The sequence below is a fragment of the Methanobrevibacter sp. genome (assembly GCF_045539575.1).
Classification (GTDB): Archaea; Methanobacteriota; Methanobacteria; order Methanobacteriales; family Methanobacteriaceae; genus Methanocatella.
This window is the reverse complement of the sequence record NZ_JAZQFM010000003.1, coordinates 1-17,566: the sequence shown is the minus strand read 5'-3', so window position 1 is coordinate 17,566 and position 17,566 is coordinate 1. Positions and strand designations below refer to the sequence as shown.

Below are 17,566 nucleotides of genomic sequence, written 5' to 3'. Positions count from 1 at the left end.
AGGGTAGTTTAACTATCCGTAAGGTGTAAAGCCCGCTTCAAAGTGTTCACAAACTTTTTCTAATTCTTCAGGAATGTCGATTTGCTGTGTACAGTGGTCAAGACAGGTTCCGCAGTATGTACAGTCTTCAGCAGGTACTTTTTCTTCACTTAATTTGTCGTAATATAATCTGTAATTGTTATATTCCGGCTGAATTTTACTTAGGTTATACAGGTTGAAATATTCTGGAATCGGAATCATTTCAGGGCAGGCTTTAACACAGTATCCGCATTCGCTGCATGGAACTGCAACTGTTTCTTTAAGTTTTAAAGCCATTCTTTCTAAAAATTGATTTTCCTCATCACTTAAAACTTCAAAATTCTCAAAGGTATCGCAGTTGTCAATCAGGTCTTCCATCTTGTTCATGCCGCTTAGGACAATTTTCACATGTTCCAGGGATGCACAGAATCTCAGCGCAAAGCTTGCAATTGACTTGTCTGGATTGAACTTTTTAAACTCTGATTTTATCTCGTCGTTTGTATTTACAATAACTCCGCCTTTCAGAGGTTCCATTACATAAACGTCAAGGCCATGTTCAACACATATTTCATAGCATTTCCGAGCTTCAATTGCAGGGTCTTCCCAATCAAGATAATTGAGTTCCAGCTGAACGACATCCATCATGTCGCCGTATTTGTCCAAAACCTCTTTCAGGAGTTTTGCATTGTCGTGGAAACTGAAACCTATTTTTTTAGCGATTCCATTCTCTTTCATCTTTTTAACGTATTCAAAGGTATTGTGCTTTTCAGCAAGTTTTAACCATGGCACGTTAATGTTGTGGACGAAAAACACGTCGAAATAGTCAATTCCTAATCTCTCAAGCATTTCGGTGACAAATTTTTCATTGTCTTCCTCTGATGTCAATGCCCATGTCGGCATCTTGTCACATATTTGAAAAGATTCGCGGGGATATCTTTCAACGACGGCTTTTCTGATGGCCACTTCACTAACTCCATTGTGATAAGCATAAGAAGTATCGAAGTAGTTAAAGCCTTTTTCCATATAAATGTCAACCATTTCGTTGAATAGTTCCTGGTCGATTTTTGTAGGGTCATCTGCGTCTGTTAGCGGAAGCCTCATGCATCCGAAACCGAATTTTGATTTGTAAGTCATAATGTATCTCCAAATAATATTGAAGATATATTTATTTCAAACAGTATTTAACTGTTGTCGATTGCAACAGTGTAACATTTTTTTTCATGGGTAGGTATTACTTCAATATTTGACAAATATTAAATACTTTTATTAATGCATAAAACCATATTTATAATATTAATATTTATAAAAAGGAGAAATAAAATGCATGAATTATCTATGGCTCAAGGTATTATTAATGCGGTTATAGACACTGCAGAGGCTAATAATGCTACTGAAGTTAATGAAGTTACTATTGAACTTGGTAGGTTAGCGATGGTCAATCCAGAACAGTTAAAATTTATTTTAGGCGTTTTGGTTGAGAATACCATTGTTGAAGATGCTGAAATCATATTTGATGAGATTCCTGTAGAGGTAAAATGTTCTAACTGCGGGTTCCATGGAGATGCTATTCTTGACGACAAGGATCATTATGCTCCGATGGTCAAATGTCCTGAGTGTGATAGTTTAGCTGTTGAAGTTCTCAATGGAAGAGATATTATCGTTAAAAATATTGTTATTGAAAAACCTGATGATAACTAACTATGTGGGGTGAAAACTATGCATATGATAGCTGATGTTGAAATAGAAAAAAATATCATGGACGCTAATAAGAAATTAGCTGATAAAAACTTAAAAAATCTTGAAGATAACGGAATTTTCTGCGTTGATTTTGTTGGAGCAATCGGATCCGGTAAAACAACACTGATTGAAGAAATTATTGATAATACAGATTATAAAATTGGTGTTCTTGCAGGAGATGTAATCTCCAAATTCGATGCGGAACGTATCAAATCACATAATGTTCCTGTAGAAGGATTAAACACAGGTAAAGAATGCCATCTTGATGCACATTTAGTAGGTCATGGTCTTCATGATTTGCCATTGGAAGATTTGGATGTTGTAATCATCGAAAATGTAGGTAACCTGATTTGTCCTGTTGACTTTGAATTAGGTTCACACATGAGAATTGTTGTCGTTAGTGTAACTGAAGGAGACGACACTGTAGAAAAACACCCAATCATTTTCCAGACTTCAGATGTAATTGTTATCAATAAAATTGATTTGGCAGAAGCTGTCGGCGCAGATGTTGACAAGATGGTGGCCGATGCTAAAAAATTAAACCCTAACGTTAAAGTCATTACCTCTAATTTAAAAGACGGTAACGGTTTGGATGAAATCATTCAAGCTATTGAAGAAAAGAAAAATAATTAAAATTACTTAAATAAGGTGGTTTCATGAAAGTATGGATAGATATCTCAAATGCACCTCACGTAAGGTTCTTCAAGGATGTTATCAAATATCTGGAAGCTGAAGGTGAGGATGTAATTGTTACAGCAAGACAATTTGGAGATATCCATAAATTAATGGAAATGTATGACATTGACTTCATTTCAGTCGGTAAGCATGGAGTCAGTCTATATGATAAATTAAGAGAAAGCACATCAAGAGTCTATAATCTTGTTGATGTTATACATGATGAAAAGGTGGATGTCGCCCTTAGCAAGCATTCTATTGAGCTTCCTAGAATCTCATTCGGTTTAGGAATCCCAAGTTTGTACGTTTTAGACAACGAACATGCTCTTGCAGCTAATAAATTGACACTTCCGTTATGTGATAGAATCATTACTCCTAAAATCATTGACATGTGGAAATTAATGAAATTCGGAGCTGATCCGAATACAATCATATCCTATAATGGAACCTCTGAATTAATGCACTTTAAAAGTTTTGAATATAATGATAATGTATTCAATGATTTGGATTTAGATTTAAAACATCAAAAAACCATATTGATGAGACCGGAACCTTCTCTTGCATCATATCTTGATGCTGACTGCAGAAAATCTGTCCTGTCTCCAATCGTTGACGAGTTAAAGAATGTGGCCAACATTCTTGTTCTTCCACGTTTCAAGGAACAGGCAGAAATCTTTGAAGGAATCGACAATGTTCATATCCTGAAACCTCCGGTTGACACATCAAGTATAATTAAAAAATCAGATCTGGTCATTGGTGCAGGTGGAACAATGAACAGGGAAGCTGCAATACTGCAAACTCCTGTTATTTCATGTTATCCTGGTGAAACATTATCCGTAGATCAATATTACATTAATCAAGGTTTAATGTACAGATCAATTGATACCGATGAGGTAATCAACAAGGCATTGGATTTCATTGTCAATCCTCATGAACCTATCGACATCAAAACCGATGATTTGTTCCAAGTCATTATTGATAATTTATATGATTTGGCAAAAAATGGTAAATAATTATATACTAATAGTTTCAAATATTAATTTGATATTTGAATTATTTTTTTTGGGCTGGTAGCTCAGATGGTAGATCGTCGCCTTGGCATGGCGGAGGCCCCGGGTTCAAATCCCGGTCAGTCCATTTTTTAAATAAAGTAAAATTGTGATTATAATATGTTATTAATTGCTCAAAATCATTTACAATTAATTGTAGAAATGGGATTAATGTTATTTGTGACATTAGTCTTTTGTCTTAACTTAATTCCGCTATCATTAAGTGTAGTCACCTTCTTATCATTGTTTATTATAGGTGGTTTCACAGTTATTTTTGGAGCAGATATTATTCTTTTGATAATATCTTCCAGTCAGGCGGAATTTACTCACCCGTTTGGACCAATTGCGCTTTTAGGAGCAGTGGCTGCATTAGCGTCGCTGAAGGTCATGAAGGAATCGGGTGTTGATATAAGGCCTTTAAGGCGTTTTGTAATATTGTTCATTGTAGGCATCACAGTATTCGGTGGATTAATGCACAGATCCTTCTTGTTATTATGGTTATTAGGATTGTTCTTCGGTTATTTAATAATATCCAAATCCTTCAGGGAAAAATCAATATTGACAGGTAGAAGAATTTTGATGTTCTTGGGAGCTGCCGGTGTTGGGTTCATATTACTGGAAGCTATTGCAAGAGTTTCAGGAATGACAATCTTTTCCCCGATGTTAAGGTTAGGTAGGATTGAACAATACTCTTTATCCAGTATTAAGACAGTATTGAACAATATACAGCTGATAGGACATAGCGCCGATGCTTCGTACTGGGGAGCTGAAGGTACCGCATTTGCTGAGGGGTACATTTCCCTGCCTATGCAATTAGTTTTATTCTTTGGTTTGCCGTTCCCAATGTTTTTCGGTATACTGGTTAACCAAAAAGATACAATCGATTATATGCTTCCGGGTATTTTCGGATATGGATTTGACTTCGGATATTTAGGTCTTGTAGGATTGATGGTATTTGTACTTGGAACAATTCTCATAGGATTTAAAATATTGACAATCTACAGAGAAAAAAGAGAGAAAAATAATAAAAAATACTTGGGAAGAGAAGTGTTATTAACAGGCGCACTTGCAGCGTTCTCCGCTCAAGCGGTCATTGGTATGTTTGTATTTAACAGAACAATCAATGGTATGGCACTGTTAACATTCCTATTTATTGGAGCATTGATTTTAGCGAATGCCATATCGCTTAAGTCAAGGTCATAAGAGGTAGTTATATGAAAGCTTTAGTTTTACTGGGATGTCCTGAGACTCCGTCTCAAACTCCCATGGCAGTTTACGTATTTAATAAATTAACAAAATTAGGTTATGATGTAACAATAGCTGCAAACCCTGCAGCTGCTAAGCTAGTTAAAATATCTGATCCTGAAGGTTACTATAAGCTTAATCTGGTTGATTTGGAAAGAACTTTAGGAGATATTAAAGAAGGCGATTTTGATTTATTAGTTGGATTTGTCCACAAGGATGCGGCGGCATCATTTTTCGTAACCTTTGAACAGATATTGCAATGCAAATCATTGGCTCTTGTATTTTCAAGGGATGCTGATGAGGTTGCTGAATTCGTAAATATGATTGAAGAAAGTGGAAGCAATGCTGTTATCACTGCCGTTAGAGCATTCCATAATCCTTCACCAATTAAAGTTAAATTTGACAAAGCAATTAAGGAGTTTGAATAAAATGTCATTCTGTTTAGATACTTATCTTCAACAATCAGATAATTATGAGATTCATGCATCTAAAGCAGGCTTTAAAGACTGTGCAATGATTATCAGATTCAAAGCTGATGATTTGGTTTACATTAAACCTGGAGATGAGGTTTTAGGTGTTAGAGTCATTGGAATTCCACCAATACCAATTGGTTTTGACCATGAAAAAGGAACCGTGTTCCTGCCGTACACAAAACCTTGCCACGGTACTTCTGTCGTGGAATTGCCTATTGATGAAGAAGAAGTTGAAAAAATCAGAAAATTAGACACTGGTAATAAAAAATGAAATCAACTGTTGTTGGAAGTTTTCCTGCTGAGGAAAGCTGTCCCTCTAATTTTAAGGATAAACTTTTAAATTCCTTGGGGTCATATGACCCTTTTAAAGAAGCTATTAAATCAAGTGTCATAGCTCAACTTGACGCCGGCGTAGATATAATTTCCGATGGTCAGGTTAGAGGTGACATGGTATCTATTTTTACAAATTATATTCCTGGAATGAAAATTGAGGATGGAAATACTTTCATTGTCGGCAAGATAAGAAATCCTACCCAAGAAATTTCAATTAAGGATTTGCAATATTCCAAAAAGGTAATGAAGGAGTATTATGGAGGCAATATTCCTGAAGGCAAAGGAATTAAGGGAATTATAACCGGTCCGAATACTATTGTTCACTCTTCCAGAATAACTGGTTTTTATAAGAATAAGGAAGATGCAATTATTGATTTGGCACATTCACTTAAGGTTGAAGCGGATGCAATTGCAAAGAAAGTCAATCCCACTTATATCCAGTTGGATGAACCGTTCCTGTCAACAGGTATGGTTGACATGAAAACAGCCCGTGAAGCCATCGGAATCATTAAGGATGGACTGGAAGTTCCGTTGGGAATGCATGTCTGTGGAATTTTATCAGATGTATTTAAGGATATTGCCACATTCAATGTGGATATTTTAGACTTTGAATTTGCAGGAAATGATGTTAATCTCGGTGTATTGGAAGAAAATGCTTCCCTTTTGGCCAATAAAAAGTTAGGTTTCGGCTGTGTCGATTCATCAGTCAATGAAGTTGATGACATTGCAGACATTGAAAACCTCGTTACAAAAGCTATTGATATCGTTGGCAAAGACAACCTGTTATTGGACCCTGATTGCGGTCTGAGAAGGGCTCCAAAGGATGTAGCTTTTGAAAAATTAAGATTGATGAATGAAATCAAAGACAAATACTCATAGATTAATCTGAATCCTGAGTCTTAATTTTGATTCACTTCTCTTTTTTTACATTTTGTTTTAGATAGACTTAGGTTTTTTTTCAAAATTTATATATAATTTTATAACAAAGTATTATTGTTGAAAACTTTTTTAGGATGTTGGTGGTAACTATGCCGGGACATTGTAGGAAATGTGGTGCTAAATTAAAGGAAAAAGGTGAATTTTGCCCTAATTGCGGTGAGAAAAATCCTGCACCAAGAAAAAAGCTAATTAATAAATACACTATCTTAATAATTATTGCAATAGTCATTATAGCCATTGCAGCGTCAATTTTTTTAGTTGGAAATCAGACTCAGACTGTCACCGTGGACGGCGTTAAATTTGAAATTCCATCTTCATATGTCAATGACCCGTCCAGAACTGACATTAGCTATGACGGAAACGTAAAATCTTCAGCCATGGGCTGGAGCAATGATGAAAACTATATTGAAATAGGAATAACACGAACTCCCGGCTCCGGAATAAATTCTAAGGAAGTGGCATCTCAAGTTGGAGGGTCTCCTACCAAAATGTTCGGTTATGACGGATATTATCAGAAATATGATGAGGAAAGCTATTCATTTGTCTTTGGAATGAAAGACAAGGTATGTATGATATATGTTTCTGATTATGATGCATTTAGTGATGTTAAAGTAATTGAAGAGGATAGTTAGCATTTGATTTAATATGAAACTAAGTTTCTTGCAATACTAAAAAAGAAAGAAGTTATGTGAAAAGTCACATAACCCTAAATTTTTATTTTTTTCTTCTAGATATGTTCACTGATAATGTAAAGAGAACTAACAGTAAGACAAATATAGGATTTCCTGTTGCATGTTTGGCTCGAATCATTTTTTCATTTGGAATTTTATGATCTTCCGGACTCGGTGGAATAGGTTTTGGAGGCATTGGCCCTGTTTCATTTGTGACATTAGTGGAATTAGTACAGTGCACTGTTTGGTTTGTAATATTATTTCCTGCTGTCACTTTATTGAACTTCAATCCGACACTTGTTGTGTTAAATACAACTGTGAAGTTTGAAGACTCTCCTATGCCTAAAGTTTTCCCGTAAGTAAATTTACTTTTTCCATCGAACGTCCAGGCACTATTAGGAATCATGTGATCAATGACAATTCCTTGGGTGTAATCATCATCAATCACATAAACTCCTGTTAACTCACAATCCCCAGTATTTTTAACAACAATGACAAATCTCACTTGTTGACCAACTTTCACTGTTTTGTAGAGGGAAATTTTTTGAACACTCATTTTAGGGGTGTAGACGTGCATATGAGTGTTTGTAATTGTGAAATTACCGTTTTTCCCTACAATGTCGACAGTATAATTTGAAACTTCAACTTCACCGACAGTATAATTGATTGATTTGCCGCTATTATAAACAGGTAAATTGCTGAACGTGCATTTCCAATTATTAATGGCAGATAAACTAGCCTCATCAACTTTTATACCATCAGCAAACAGTACCACTTGGACATAAGCAGGTCTTATTCTATCTTGGTCGTCGTTGTCGTTCCAGATTTTTTCAACGTTGATTTCAGTTACTTTCGGAATGTATGTGTTGTTAATGGTCCATTTATATGGAGTTTCATTGGATATAATACTGGTATAGTTGTCAACCCTTAACTCTTCAATTGAATATTTTATTTTTTTACCATACTGGTATACTGGCAGATTATTGAATGAAGAGGTCCAATTGTTTAGAGCGTTTAAAGTTGTCTCATTGATTTTTATACCATTGGCAAGCAAGACGACAGTTATAATGGTGGGTCTTATGCCGTCCTGATTGTCGTTGTCACTCCAGATTTTTTCAACGTTGACTTCAGTTACTTTGGGAATGTGAGCATTAAATATAATGATGCCGTATGCCGTATCATTAGTTATCTCCTGGGTGTAATCTGCAACATTTATTTCTCCTATGGAATATCTGATTAGCTTTCCCTTTTTGTATACTGGTAGATTCTTGAAGGAAATGCTCCATTTGTTGGAGGAGTTTAATGTTGTGTTTGAAATTATGCTTCCGTCCGCTTTCAGGATAACTGTAATGTTTTCCGGTCTTACGCCATCCTGGTTATCGTTGTCTTCCCAAATCTTTGTAACATTGAAATCAGTAACTGCCGGGACATGTATGTTGTTAATTGTCCAGTTATACTGGGTGTTGTTTGATATTTTGGAGGTGTAGTTGTTAACAGTCAGCTCCTGGATGGAATATTTGATTAGTTTTCCATTTTTGTATACGGGTAAGTATTTGAAAACTGTATTCCAATTGTTGGAAGAGTTTAATGTAGCGTTTGCAATTATGTTTCCATCTGCTTTCAGGATAACTGTTATGTTTGCTGGCCTTACACCGTCCTGGTTATCGTTGTCTTGCCAAATTTTTGTAACATTGATGTCACTAATTGCCGGAATGTGTGTATTGTTAACGATCCAGTTGCCATTATCACAGTTTGTAATGGTGGTATTGTAATTTTCAGTTGGAGATTCTTTGATGGCGTAATTTATTAAATGTCCATTTTTAAATTTATCTAAATCGGAGAAAATAACTTTCCAGTTGTTAGATTCGTTTAATGTGGCATTTTTAATGTTTTTACCATCAGCAAATAACATGATCGTTACATTAGCCGGCCTGATGCCGTCCTGGTTGAAATCATCATTCCAGTTCTTAGTGACATTCACACAAACAAATTCGACGGCATGGGAGTTGATGATTTTGAAGTTATATGGGGAACTGCTGGAATAACTCACATTATAATTGTCAACCGCATCCTCCATAACATTATATGTTATTAAAACGCAATTGTGGTACTTTGGTAAATTTTTAAATGTGAAATTCCAATTAGGACCGCTTAAATTAACAGTGGCAATTGTTTTATTGCCGGCTGTTAAATGAACTGTCACCTTATCGGGCCTAAAACCATCATGGTCATCATCATCGTCCCATTCTTTATTGACGTATATGGAAACTACTTCTAATCTGTTTGTGATTGTTACATTTTTAAGCAACCTGTTGATATCATTATCCAAATATTTGCAATATTTGTTGGTTACCTGGTCCTGTGTGGGCATTAACGGATTGATCAGCTCGCTTGAACTTTCTTTTGTCTGAATATATGCGTCTGAAGTATTTATTTCATTGATTGTATAATTGATAATGTTTACATGATTGCCGGTTGGCGCATAATGCACTATCAAATCATTTTCAGGAAAATCTGCCGGCAGGTTGTAAATGGTGAAAGTCCAATTGTTTGAATCGGATATCTGTTTTACATCGACATATTTTCCGTTTTTATATACTTCGACATATCTGGATTCGTTTTTCAGGTCTTCATTTGTAATTTCATACTGCAAGTGCTTAACCTGATAGACATCAGAAAAGTTTTGCCTGATATATCCTGTAGGTGTGGAATTTCTATAGTTGGTTATATCCACAATCGAATAAACCATTTCATTTCCGTCCTCGTCATATTTAGGAAGGTTTTTTATGGTTTGTTCCCAGTTCCTATAGGAATACAATCTTATAAGTCCAAGGTATTGGTCATTTCCATATAAACGGCAGCTTATAACGGACGGCTTATTTCCGGTATAGCTTTCGTTCCATATCTTTTTGAGTGTCAAGTCAACATCATCTTCCATAATGGAAGCGACGGAATAATCACTTTCAGATAATACCAGCTCATCGTTGTATGTGTAATAAACCGGTAAGTCTGTAAAGGTATATGTCCAGTTATTCTCGTCTGAAAGTTGAATTGCATCTCCAATGGCCTTGCCGTTTCCGTATAACTGTACATCTATATTTTCAGGCCTCAAGTTATTGAAATCACCATCATCATCCCAGACTTTAGTGACATTTATTTTTGTAAATATGTTGAAACCCAATGTTGTTTGATACAGATCATCATTTAACTCGGAAACTGGAACATACAAATAGAACTGATATGTCAGAAAATCGGAACCGTAAAATGCTCCACTGCAGTTGGCCCCGTTACCGGAGTCAACTGTGTCTAAAACTTCTTTAACAACATCATATATTGTCCCATGACTGCCTGCAGGTCTCCTATTGTACAGGGATTCGGGGTCTCGATAATCACTATGAACAAAACTATTGAACACATAAATCAGAACGGGAACAGTTCCGGCACTGCTTCTGCCATATTTATCGCTATTATTGAAATTTTGATAAATATAGGTGGTTAAATACGGCAGAACATCTTCTCCAGTTATCCTATTTATGAACTTGTCATTGTCAGTTAATGTTATTCTTTTGTAAAAACCTGGAAAATACATTGCTCCATCAGGATCCCTTGAGTTTCCGTCAATACAATACACCCATGTTGTGTCATTCATCAGCCAGGGATTCATAGCACTTTCATAGTACGGCAAATCCCATACTCCAATTACTTTGTATAGTTCATCAGATATAGTAGTATTTTCTTCGAAAACAAAGTCTATAGAGGTTCTATGGTCAAAAGTGATGTTTGACCTTTTGTCGTTTTGATTTTCGTCACTAGATCCTTCATCATCAGTTGCAGACAGTTTATCTGCAGTCGAGTCTATTGGTTTGTTGCTGTTCTGATTTAAGTCACAAGTAGGTTCTGAATTATCGCATCCGTCATTGAACGGATTATTGTCGCTACTGGCTCTCAAGACATTATCTTCAAATGAATAATCCTTAATTCCATCATCTTTTAGAATAGGTGATGCAATATTTGTTTGGTTAAAATCATTATCATCCAATGCGCTTACTGCCTGAAATGAAAACAATAAAATTAGAATCAATGATATTAACATTATTTTCGAATTAATCATTTTCATAAATTTTCACCAATATTTTCGATTGATCTTTTTTTACGAATGATTTGATTAACAGCTAATTTGTGATAGTTTGATTTTAATGAACGGGAAGCGGGATTATCCATAAATTTATAAATAATTCACAACTCGACATTTTTAAGATGAAATTAAACACCAAATTGTTTTTTCATGAGTTTGTCACAGATGAAAATCATGTCAATTTTTTTAGAATGTTTTTTATAGTTCACTAATTAACTAATTAGTTTAAAATCATTCGTAAATCGGTTTAATTTTAATATAATTACATAAATATGCTTATTATTGCATATTAACGAATTATATCACTCATATATTAAATTAAGGATTATAAAAATAAGTAGCACGAAAAAAACAGTATTGTATAATATTTGTCACTAAAAAAAGTACAGTTTAGTTCACAGTTGGAAATCTTGTTTAATGGATTAATTAATAAATTATTGATAATTTATTGATGTATTTATAAAATTGTGATAAATAATAATTATATGTGCTATTGTTAAAAGAGTGTAAATTATATATAAAAATCAATAAATTCACGATTTGTTTTTTAATAAATATGTAATAAATTTAATTATATATAAACAAAATTGTAAAAATTAGGGGTATTGTTAAACTAAAATGTTTAAAAAATTAACAATTTGGTTAATGAAAGTAACCAATTAGCAATAAAGTTAACTAAATAATTGAATTATTCAAAGTTTTTTTTTAAAATAAGTAAATTAAAATTCCCTCAAAACACTTTCATGATTTTTGGGGTGTTTGGTGGTGATGGTAAATTATTATTTTTTAACGATATTCGTGTTTAAAGTTTTTATCATATAACTTGGATGCATTAAAGTCGCCAGGGTCTAGGACATCTCCCACCACAATCATTGCAGTCTTTGTTATATTGGCATCTTTAACTTTTTGTGCAATATCTGCGAGGGTTCCTCTAATTATTTGCTGGTCTGGCCAAGTTGCCTTTTTGACAATTGCAACTGGAGTGGTTTCCTCGTAACCTTCAAGCAATTCATCAACCACTTTGTCGATCATGCCAATTCCCAAAAAGATACACATTGTTGCATGGTGTTTTGAAAAGCTTGCAATGCTTTCTGTACGTGGTTTTGGAGTTCTGCCTTCCGGACGTGTGATGATTACACTTTGTGAAATCTCAGGCAATGTCAATTCCGCTTCCAATACGCTTGCTGTACCGAATAATGAGCTTACGCCCGGGATAATCTCATATTCTATGTCGTGTTTTTTAAGCTCACGAATCTGCTCAGCAATGGCTCCATAAATTGAAGGATCTCCAGTGTGCACACGGGCAACCAATTTTCCGTCATTTACGGCTTCAGTAATTATTGCATCAGTTTCATCTAAATTCAAATATGCACTGTTGTGAATTTCACAGTCTTCTTTTGCAGGTGATAAAACGTCCTTATTAACAAGGGAACCTGCATAAATGATTACATCTGCCTTTTCGATAACATTTCTTCCTTTAACAGTAATTAAGTCAGGGTCACCTGGACCTGCACCAATGAATATAACTTTTCCTTTCATGATTAAGTTTATATTTCAAATATTATTTAATAATTTGGTATCAAAATTGACTTTTAATTTGAGTAAACTTTATTAATTCTCAAAATAATTAAAAAATATGGATAATCAAGGCTTTATTTCAATAGAATATCTGTTTTCAATATTTGTTATTTTAATAATCGCTATTTCACTGTTGTTTTTCTCACAGTCAGCTATTGAATCAAGTTTGAATATGCAGGACAGTCTTTCACATAGGCTGATTCTGGATGATGTTGCAAACACCATAAGCCAGGTGAATTCCAATGGTGAAGGTTATTCAAAATCAGTAACATTGCCGCCAAATGTGGGATATTATGAAATAACGGTTGAAAAGGACAAGTTAACGATAGAGTATGATGATAAAAAAGGAGAAACATTGCTTTTGCTGACGAATATTGATTCTAAATATAAGATGCATAGCGGGCATTCATATACGATTTCAAAAGTTGATGACGGAAAACTGGTGATAAAATGAAGGAAAATAAAGCTCAGGTAAGTGCCGAATACCTGTTTTTCATGGGGGTGATGATACTGATTGTAATGATGGGCATTGCCTTTGTTTATTCCCAGCAGGAACTGAACATTGCAATGAGCGCTGCACGAAATGGTGTCAATGATGGAATCGTATTATCATCAGGGGCAATTTATCCGAAACAGACCTACAATGACTATTCCAAATCAAAAAGTGAGCTGCTGATTCCACATTCGGTTGAAATAGTGAATGTTTCATATTCGGAAATGGGCGTTGACAAAAACTTTGATAAAAAGAGAATACAGTTTAAGGTTTATGCAACTTCCTCAAAGGACTTTTCCAAAAAAGAGCTGGACTCCATAGGAGACAGGATTAATTATAATTTAAGAAAATCGATTGCAGTCAGTTTCAATTCAACTTCGTCAACGAATAAGTTGTACAATCCGGTCTTCTCTCCGCATTATGTTTTCACAACAGCTAATGTTAAATGGGTTTAGGTAGATAATATAATTATGTCACGATATGAGAAAGGAAAAGAAGTTTTAGAAGACATCCAGCAAAGGTCTGTTGAAGAAATATTCAAGGATCTGGAAGATATTGCTCCCGATTTAGGTAGATTTGTAGTGGAATTCCCCTACTCTGAAATTTACACCAGGGAAGAAGTCGATTTAAAAACACGTGAACTGTGTACCGTTGCAGCACTGACAGTTTTGGGAACAATTCCCCAGCTGAAAGAACACATTAACGCAGCGCTGAATGTAGGTAACAGCGAAACTGAAATAGTTGAAATTATTATGCAGATGAGCGCTTATTGCGGATTTCCAAAATCAATAAATGGAATTGTTGCAGCAAAAGAGGTATTTGAAGCGAGGGATTAAAATTACTGGCGAAACATTTGACGTGATTGCTCAAAAACTTCAAGAGGAATTGGCCGACATTATTAAGACTAACAAGGAAGTGAATGACTACGAACTGATTGTATATAAATACATATTCATAAGTGAGTTAAAAATTCCGCTTCTGGAAGATTTGGGCGTTGAAATTACTGAAGATGCTTTCATATTATACGTTATCCCGGATGATTTGAAATTCAGTTGCCTAAGGCAGCTTGATGATGTCTTTGATAAGTTTGAGATGAGTTTCATGGCAAATGATTATAATATACTTAAAATAAAATTTTTACTTGAGGATGATTAGATGTACAGTGATGAAGAAAAAAAGCAATTGATGGAAGATTTAAAGGAAATGGAAACTTTTAAGGCTGACACTGGTGATGAAGGTAAAATACTGCAGGAAGACCTGAAAGATTTTTTCATCAACGGCAATGGGGATAAGGAAGACTTAATCTTTAGGCTTGAGCTATATTTCTATGCTTTCAAATTGTTCTGCAGAAAACAGGTTAAAATTGACAGAAATCAGTTTACAATATTTTTGAATGATTCCATTTTGGAATGGGATTTAATAAAATTGGTCATGCAGGATCTGACTGATTTTGAACTGGAAATAGAAGCAGTAAAAGAAAATAATGATGTGTTAATTAACTTGAATTACACATTGCATTACTAGATTTTGAAAATTTTTCTGGCGTTGTTGGTGGTTATCTCATCAACAACATTAACGTCCAACTCTTTAATTTCAGCTATTTTATGAACTGCCTTAACGACATTGACAGGTTCGTTTCTCTCTTCTTTTGTCATAGCCAAATACGGACTGTCAGTTTCTGTTAAAACATAGTCAAGGTCAATCTTTTCAATTAGGTTTTGATGATGTTGTGAGTAGCAGAGCATTGTTGAAAAGCTCATGTAGCAGTTGTCCTTGTTCATTATTCTTTTTGCAGTCTTCAGGCTTCCCCCATAGCAATGGAAAACAAAGTATGGAATGTCATCATAATCTTCGATGATATTTACCGCTTTTTTTTCACAGTCCCTGACATGCATTACAATTGGGACTTTATGCTCATTTGCGATATCCAAAAAGCTTCTAAAGATTTCCTGCTGCCTTTCACGTAAAGTCTTATCTGTAACGTAATAGTAATCCATTCCCACCTCTCCGACTGCAACGATATCATCCAGATTTTCAATCAGGTATCTGTGTGCGTCTTCAAGTTCCTCGTTAGTACAATTTTGGGAACTTACCGGGTGAAAACCAAAAGTAGGATAAATGAAACCTTCATACTCTTTTGAAAGATTCAGGACATCTCTATTGCTGTCAATGCTGTATCCTGAAGCGATGACATAGTCAAGTTTGTCTTTTGCTCTTTTAATTACCTCTTCACGGTCCTTGTCAAAATCTTCAAAATCAATATGGCAATGAGTGTCTATCATGATTTATGCTCCGAATCTCCTGTCTCTTGCTTGATATGATCTTATCGCTCTTATAAAATCGACTTTCCTAAGTTCAGGCCATAATGTTTCACAGAAATAAAGTTCTGAGTATGATGACTGCCAGAGTAAAAATCCGCTTAAGCGCTCTTCACCGCTTGTTCTGATGATTAGATTAGGGTCGTCAAGCCCTGCGGTATAGAGGTTTTTGCTTACAAGCTCTTCATCCACATCATCTATTGAGATATTTCCCTCTTGCACTTCTTTAATGATCTTTTTAAATGAATCTATGATTTCCAAACGTCCATCATATCCGATGGCTAAGTTAAAGAACCTTTTATTATAGTGTTTTGTTGCTTCTTCTGCTTCGTGAATGGCTTCTTTAACGCTGTCTGGAAGCAATTCGGTTCTTCCCACAACTTTTACCCTAACTTCGTTTTTGTGTATTTTTTCATGAGTTACCAGTCTCTTGAAGTTAATAACGAATAGATTCATTAATCCTTCAACCTCGTGTTTTGGTCTGTTGAAGTTTTCTGTTGAGAATGCATAGGCAGTAATGATTTCGATACCAAGTTCGATACTCCAATCAAGAACCTTTTCCAAGGTGTCCACTCCAATTTCATGTCCTTTGACAACATCAAGGTTTCCCTGGAGTTTGGAATATCTTCTATTTCCATCCATGATTATGGCTACATGTTTTGGCATTTTCTCAGGAACCAAATCTCTTGAGATATACCATTCATATATTCTATAAAGTATATTTTCTGCCATTTTTTATCCCTTAAAAGTTTTATAGTAAATAATAATTATGTCATTTAAAGTTTTTAAAGGTTGGCTAATTTGTATGCAAATTTCAAACTTCTAAGGTAACCTTCAACACTTTGGTCTCTGCTTGTGTCTATGTATATTCCGTTAATTCCGAAGGTTATTGCACCGCAGCTTGGCCAGGAATTTACTAAAATAAGAGTTCTGAAAATGATGTTTCCTATAATTCCGTCCGGTGCAATCAAAACATTGCAGTCATCCTTTAAGGCTTGTTCGATTAGAATATAATAATTCTTTACTTCAAAATCGGTATTTTCTTCAATTAACTGTGTCAATGCTTCACTGTCATCTATAGATTTGGAGATCTTTTCGCTTCTTCCGTAATCTCCCTTTCTGCCGTCTGCAAGGACAGCTATTTTTGGTTCTTTGGAAAGCTTTCTTAGAAAGTTTCCGCAGTTTACAGCTATTTTAAGCTTCTCTTCAACTGTTGAACCTTCATCTATTCCCACAGGTGTTAATAAGAATTCATGTTCATCTCCATGAACAAAAGTAGCTCTTGAAATATCCGGAAAATGTTTTTTGACTTCTTTAATGACTCCTGATGCAGGAAGTGATCCTCGAACTACTGCATCTATATCATCGTTAAGGATTGCACTAACTAGTTCGTCATCATTGTCAATTAATATGAAATTTGCATCATATGTTTTTTCAAATATACTAATTGCTTGAATTATATTACAATTTTTACCTATTCCAATTGCTATTGTTTTCATTATTTAATGTATATTTCTGTACTATGTATTAAATTTTATTTTTTTTAGGTTGATATTTTGGTGGTATAAATGCTTATTCAATACATACTCTTTTATAGTGAATGGGAGTTATTAATATTATGAATAATGATGAGATTTTTCAGTTGGTCGGTTATGTCATGGCCTCTGAATATAGGACCAGTATTTTAAAAAGTATTGGTGAAGATATAAAAATCCCATCTGCAATTGCTGAGGATATCGGTTTGAGGACAAATCATGTATCCAACGTACTTAAAGACTTAAAAGAGAATAATTTAGTCGTTTGCTTAAATGAAGAAGCTCGCAAAGGCAGATTGTATAAGAATACAGATTTAGGTCTTGAAATTTTGAAATATTTATAATGTTAATAAATTTTTATTTTCTT

At 34.7% G+C, this 17,566-nt stretch carries 20 protein-coding genes and 1 tRNA gene; 15 read left to right on the top strand and 6 right to left on the bottom strand.

Annotated features, from left to right (window positions below):
* Positions 1-12: 12 nt before the first annotated feature.
* A complete protein-coding gene (locus ACKI30_RS00330; protein ID WP_407408902.1) occupies positions 13-1,152 on the bottom strand; it encodes an aldo/keto reductase in 1,140 nt (379 codons plus the stop codon).
* 186 nt (positions 1,153-1,338) lie between these two features.
* Here ACKI30_RS00330 and hypA point away from each other — a divergent pair, with 186 nt between their 5' ends.
* The 9 genes from hypA to ACKI30_RS00285 all read left to right on the top strand — a co-directional run bounded on the left by hypA (position 1,339) and on the right by ACKI30_RS00285 (position 7,101).
* Positions 1,339-1,716 (top strand): hydrogenase maturation nickel metallochaperone HypA, encoded by a 378-nt coding sequence (gene hypA / locus ACKI30_RS00325; protein ID WP_407408900.1) that lies wholly within the window; start codon positions 1,339-1,341, stop codon positions 1,714-1,716.
* Positions 1,717-1,734: 18 nt separating this feature from the next.
* On the top strand, positions 1,735-2,388 hold the full coding sequence (hypB, locus tag ACKI30_RS00320) for a hydrogenase nickel incorporation protein HypB (protein ID WP_407408898.1): 654 nt from the start codon (positions 1,735-1,737) through the stop codon (positions 2,386-2,388).
* A 23-nt stretch (positions 2,389-2,411) separates the two neighbouring features.
* On the top strand, positions 2,412-3,443 hold the full coding sequence (locus ACKI30_RS00315; RefSeq protein ID WP_407408896.1) for a DUF354 domain-containing protein: 1,032 nt from the start codon (positions 2,412-2,414) through the stop codon (positions 3,441-3,443).
* A gap of 51 nt (positions 3,444-3,494) precedes the next feature.
* Positions 3,495-3,567, top strand: a tRNA-Ala gene (locus tag ACKI30_RS00310).
* A gap of 32 nt (positions 3,568-3,599) precedes the next feature.
* Entirely contained in the window at positions 3,600-4,682 is a 1,083-nt protein-coding gene (locus ACKI30_RS00305; RefSeq protein WP_407408894.1) for a hypothetical protein, read from the top strand.
* Positions 4,683-4,693: 11 nt separating this feature from the next.
* Positions 4,694-5,152 (top strand): DUF1890 family protein, encoded by a 459-nt coding sequence (locus ACKI30_RS00300; RefSeq protein ID WP_407408892.1) that lies wholly within the window; start codon positions 4,694-4,696, stop codon positions 5,150-5,152.
* 1 nt (position 5,153) lies between these two features.
* Entirely contained in the window at positions 5,154-5,468 is a 315-nt protein-coding gene (locus ACKI30_RS00295) for a DUF1894 domain-containing protein (RefSeq protein ID WP_292603436.1), read from the top strand.
* Entirely contained in the window at positions 5,465-6,409 is a 945-nt protein-coding gene (locus ACKI30_RS00290; protein ID WP_407408890.1) for a methionine synthase, read from the top strand. Before ACKI30_RS00295 ends, ACKI30_RS00290 begins: the two co-directional genes overlap by 4 nt.
* A 149-nt stretch (positions 6,410-6,558) precedes the next feature.
* A complete protein-coding gene (locus tag ACKI30_RS00285) occupies positions 6,559-7,101 on the top strand; it encodes a zinc ribbon domain-containing protein (RefSeq protein ID WP_407408888.1) in 543 nt (180 codons plus the stop codon).
* Between the two features lie 82 nt (positions 7,102-7,183).
* On the opposite strand, the gene ACKI30_RS00280 is transcribed toward ACKI30_RS00285, so the two are convergent.
* Complete coding sequence (locus ACKI30_RS00280) at positions 7,184-11,257, bottom strand: Cna B-type domain-containing protein (RefSeq protein ID WP_407408886.1); 4,074 nt, start codon at positions 11,255-11,257, stop codon at positions 7,184-7,186.
* A gap of 804 nt (positions 11,258-12,061) precedes the next feature.
* Positions 12,062-12,814, bottom strand: coding sequence for a precorrin-4 C(11)-methyltransferase (cobM, locus tag ACKI30_RS00275; protein ID WP_407408884.1), 753 nt, complete (start codon positions 12,812-12,814; stop codon positions 12,062-12,064).
* 97 nt (positions 12,815-12,911) lie between these two features.
* On the opposite strand from cobM, the gene ACKI30_RS00270 reads away from it, so the two are divergent.
* The 5 genes from ACKI30_RS00270 to ACKI30_RS00250 are packed head-to-tail and all read left to right on the top strand — an operon-like array spanning position 12,912 to position 14,870.
* A complete protein-coding gene (locus ACKI30_RS00270; RefSeq protein WP_330009799.1) occupies positions 12,912-13,307 on the top strand; it encodes a hypothetical protein in 396 nt (131 codons plus the stop codon).
* Positions 13,304-13,801 (top strand): hypothetical protein, encoded by a 498-nt coding sequence (locus tag ACKI30_RS00265; RefSeq protein WP_407408882.1) that lies wholly within the window; start codon positions 13,304-13,306, stop codon positions 13,799-13,801. The genes ACKI30_RS00270 and ACKI30_RS00265 overlap by 4 nt, the downstream gene beginning before the upstream one ends.
* 15 nt (positions 13,802-13,816) lie before the next feature.
* The gene (locus ACKI30_RS00260; protein WP_330009800.1) at positions 13,817-14,182 is read left to right on the top strand and encodes a carboxymuconolactone decarboxylase family protein; all 366 of its coding nucleotides are present in this window, start codon (positions 13,817-13,819) and stop codon (positions 14,180-14,182) included.
* Positions 14,166-14,501 carry a hypothetical protein gene (locus ACKI30_RS00255; protein WP_407408880.1) on the top strand — a complete coding sequence of 112 codons (336 nt, stop codon included), beginning with the start codon at positions 14,166-14,168 and terminating at the stop codon, positions 14,499-14,501. The genes ACKI30_RS00260 and ACKI30_RS00255 overlap by 17 nt, the downstream gene beginning before the upstream one ends.
* A complete protein-coding gene (locus ACKI30_RS00250; RefSeq protein WP_295160451.1) occupies positions 14,502-14,870 on the top strand; it encodes a hypothetical protein in 369 nt (122 codons plus the stop codon).
* Here ACKI30_RS00250 and ACKI30_RS00245 read toward each other — a convergent pair.
* The 3 genes from ACKI30_RS00245 to mtxX are packed head-to-tail and all read right to left on the bottom strand — an operon-like array spanning position 14,867 to position 17,163.
* Positions 14,867-15,628 (bottom strand): TatD family hydrolase, encoded by a 762-nt coding sequence (locus ACKI30_RS00245; protein WP_407408878.1) that lies wholly within the window; start codon positions 15,626-15,628, stop codon positions 14,867-14,869. The genes ACKI30_RS00250 and ACKI30_RS00245 overlap by 4 nt on opposite strands.
* Before the next feature lie 3 nt (positions 15,629-15,631).
* On the bottom strand, positions 15,632-16,396 hold the full coding sequence (uppS, locus tag ACKI30_RS00240) for a polyprenyl diphosphate synthase (protein ID WP_407408876.1): 765 nt from the start codon (positions 16,394-16,396) through the stop codon (positions 15,632-15,634).
* Between the two features lie 53 nt (positions 16,397-16,449).
* Positions 16,450-17,163, bottom strand: a complete 714-nt coding sequence (gene mtxX, locus ACKI30_RS00235; protein ID WP_407408874.1) for a methanogenesis marker protein Mmp4/MtxX — start codon at positions 17,161-17,163, stop codon at positions 16,450-16,452.
* A gap of 119 nt (positions 17,164-17,282) precedes the next feature.
* On the opposite strand from mtxX, the gene ACKI30_RS00230 reads away from it, so the two are divergent.
* Positions 17,283-17,543: a transcriptional regulator gene (locus tag ACKI30_RS00230; RefSeq protein WP_407408872.1), complete on the top strand. Its 261-nt coding sequence runs from the start codon at positions 17,283-17,285 to the stop codon at positions 17,541-17,543.
* The last annotated feature ends 23 nt before the right edge of the window (positions 17,544-17,566 follow it).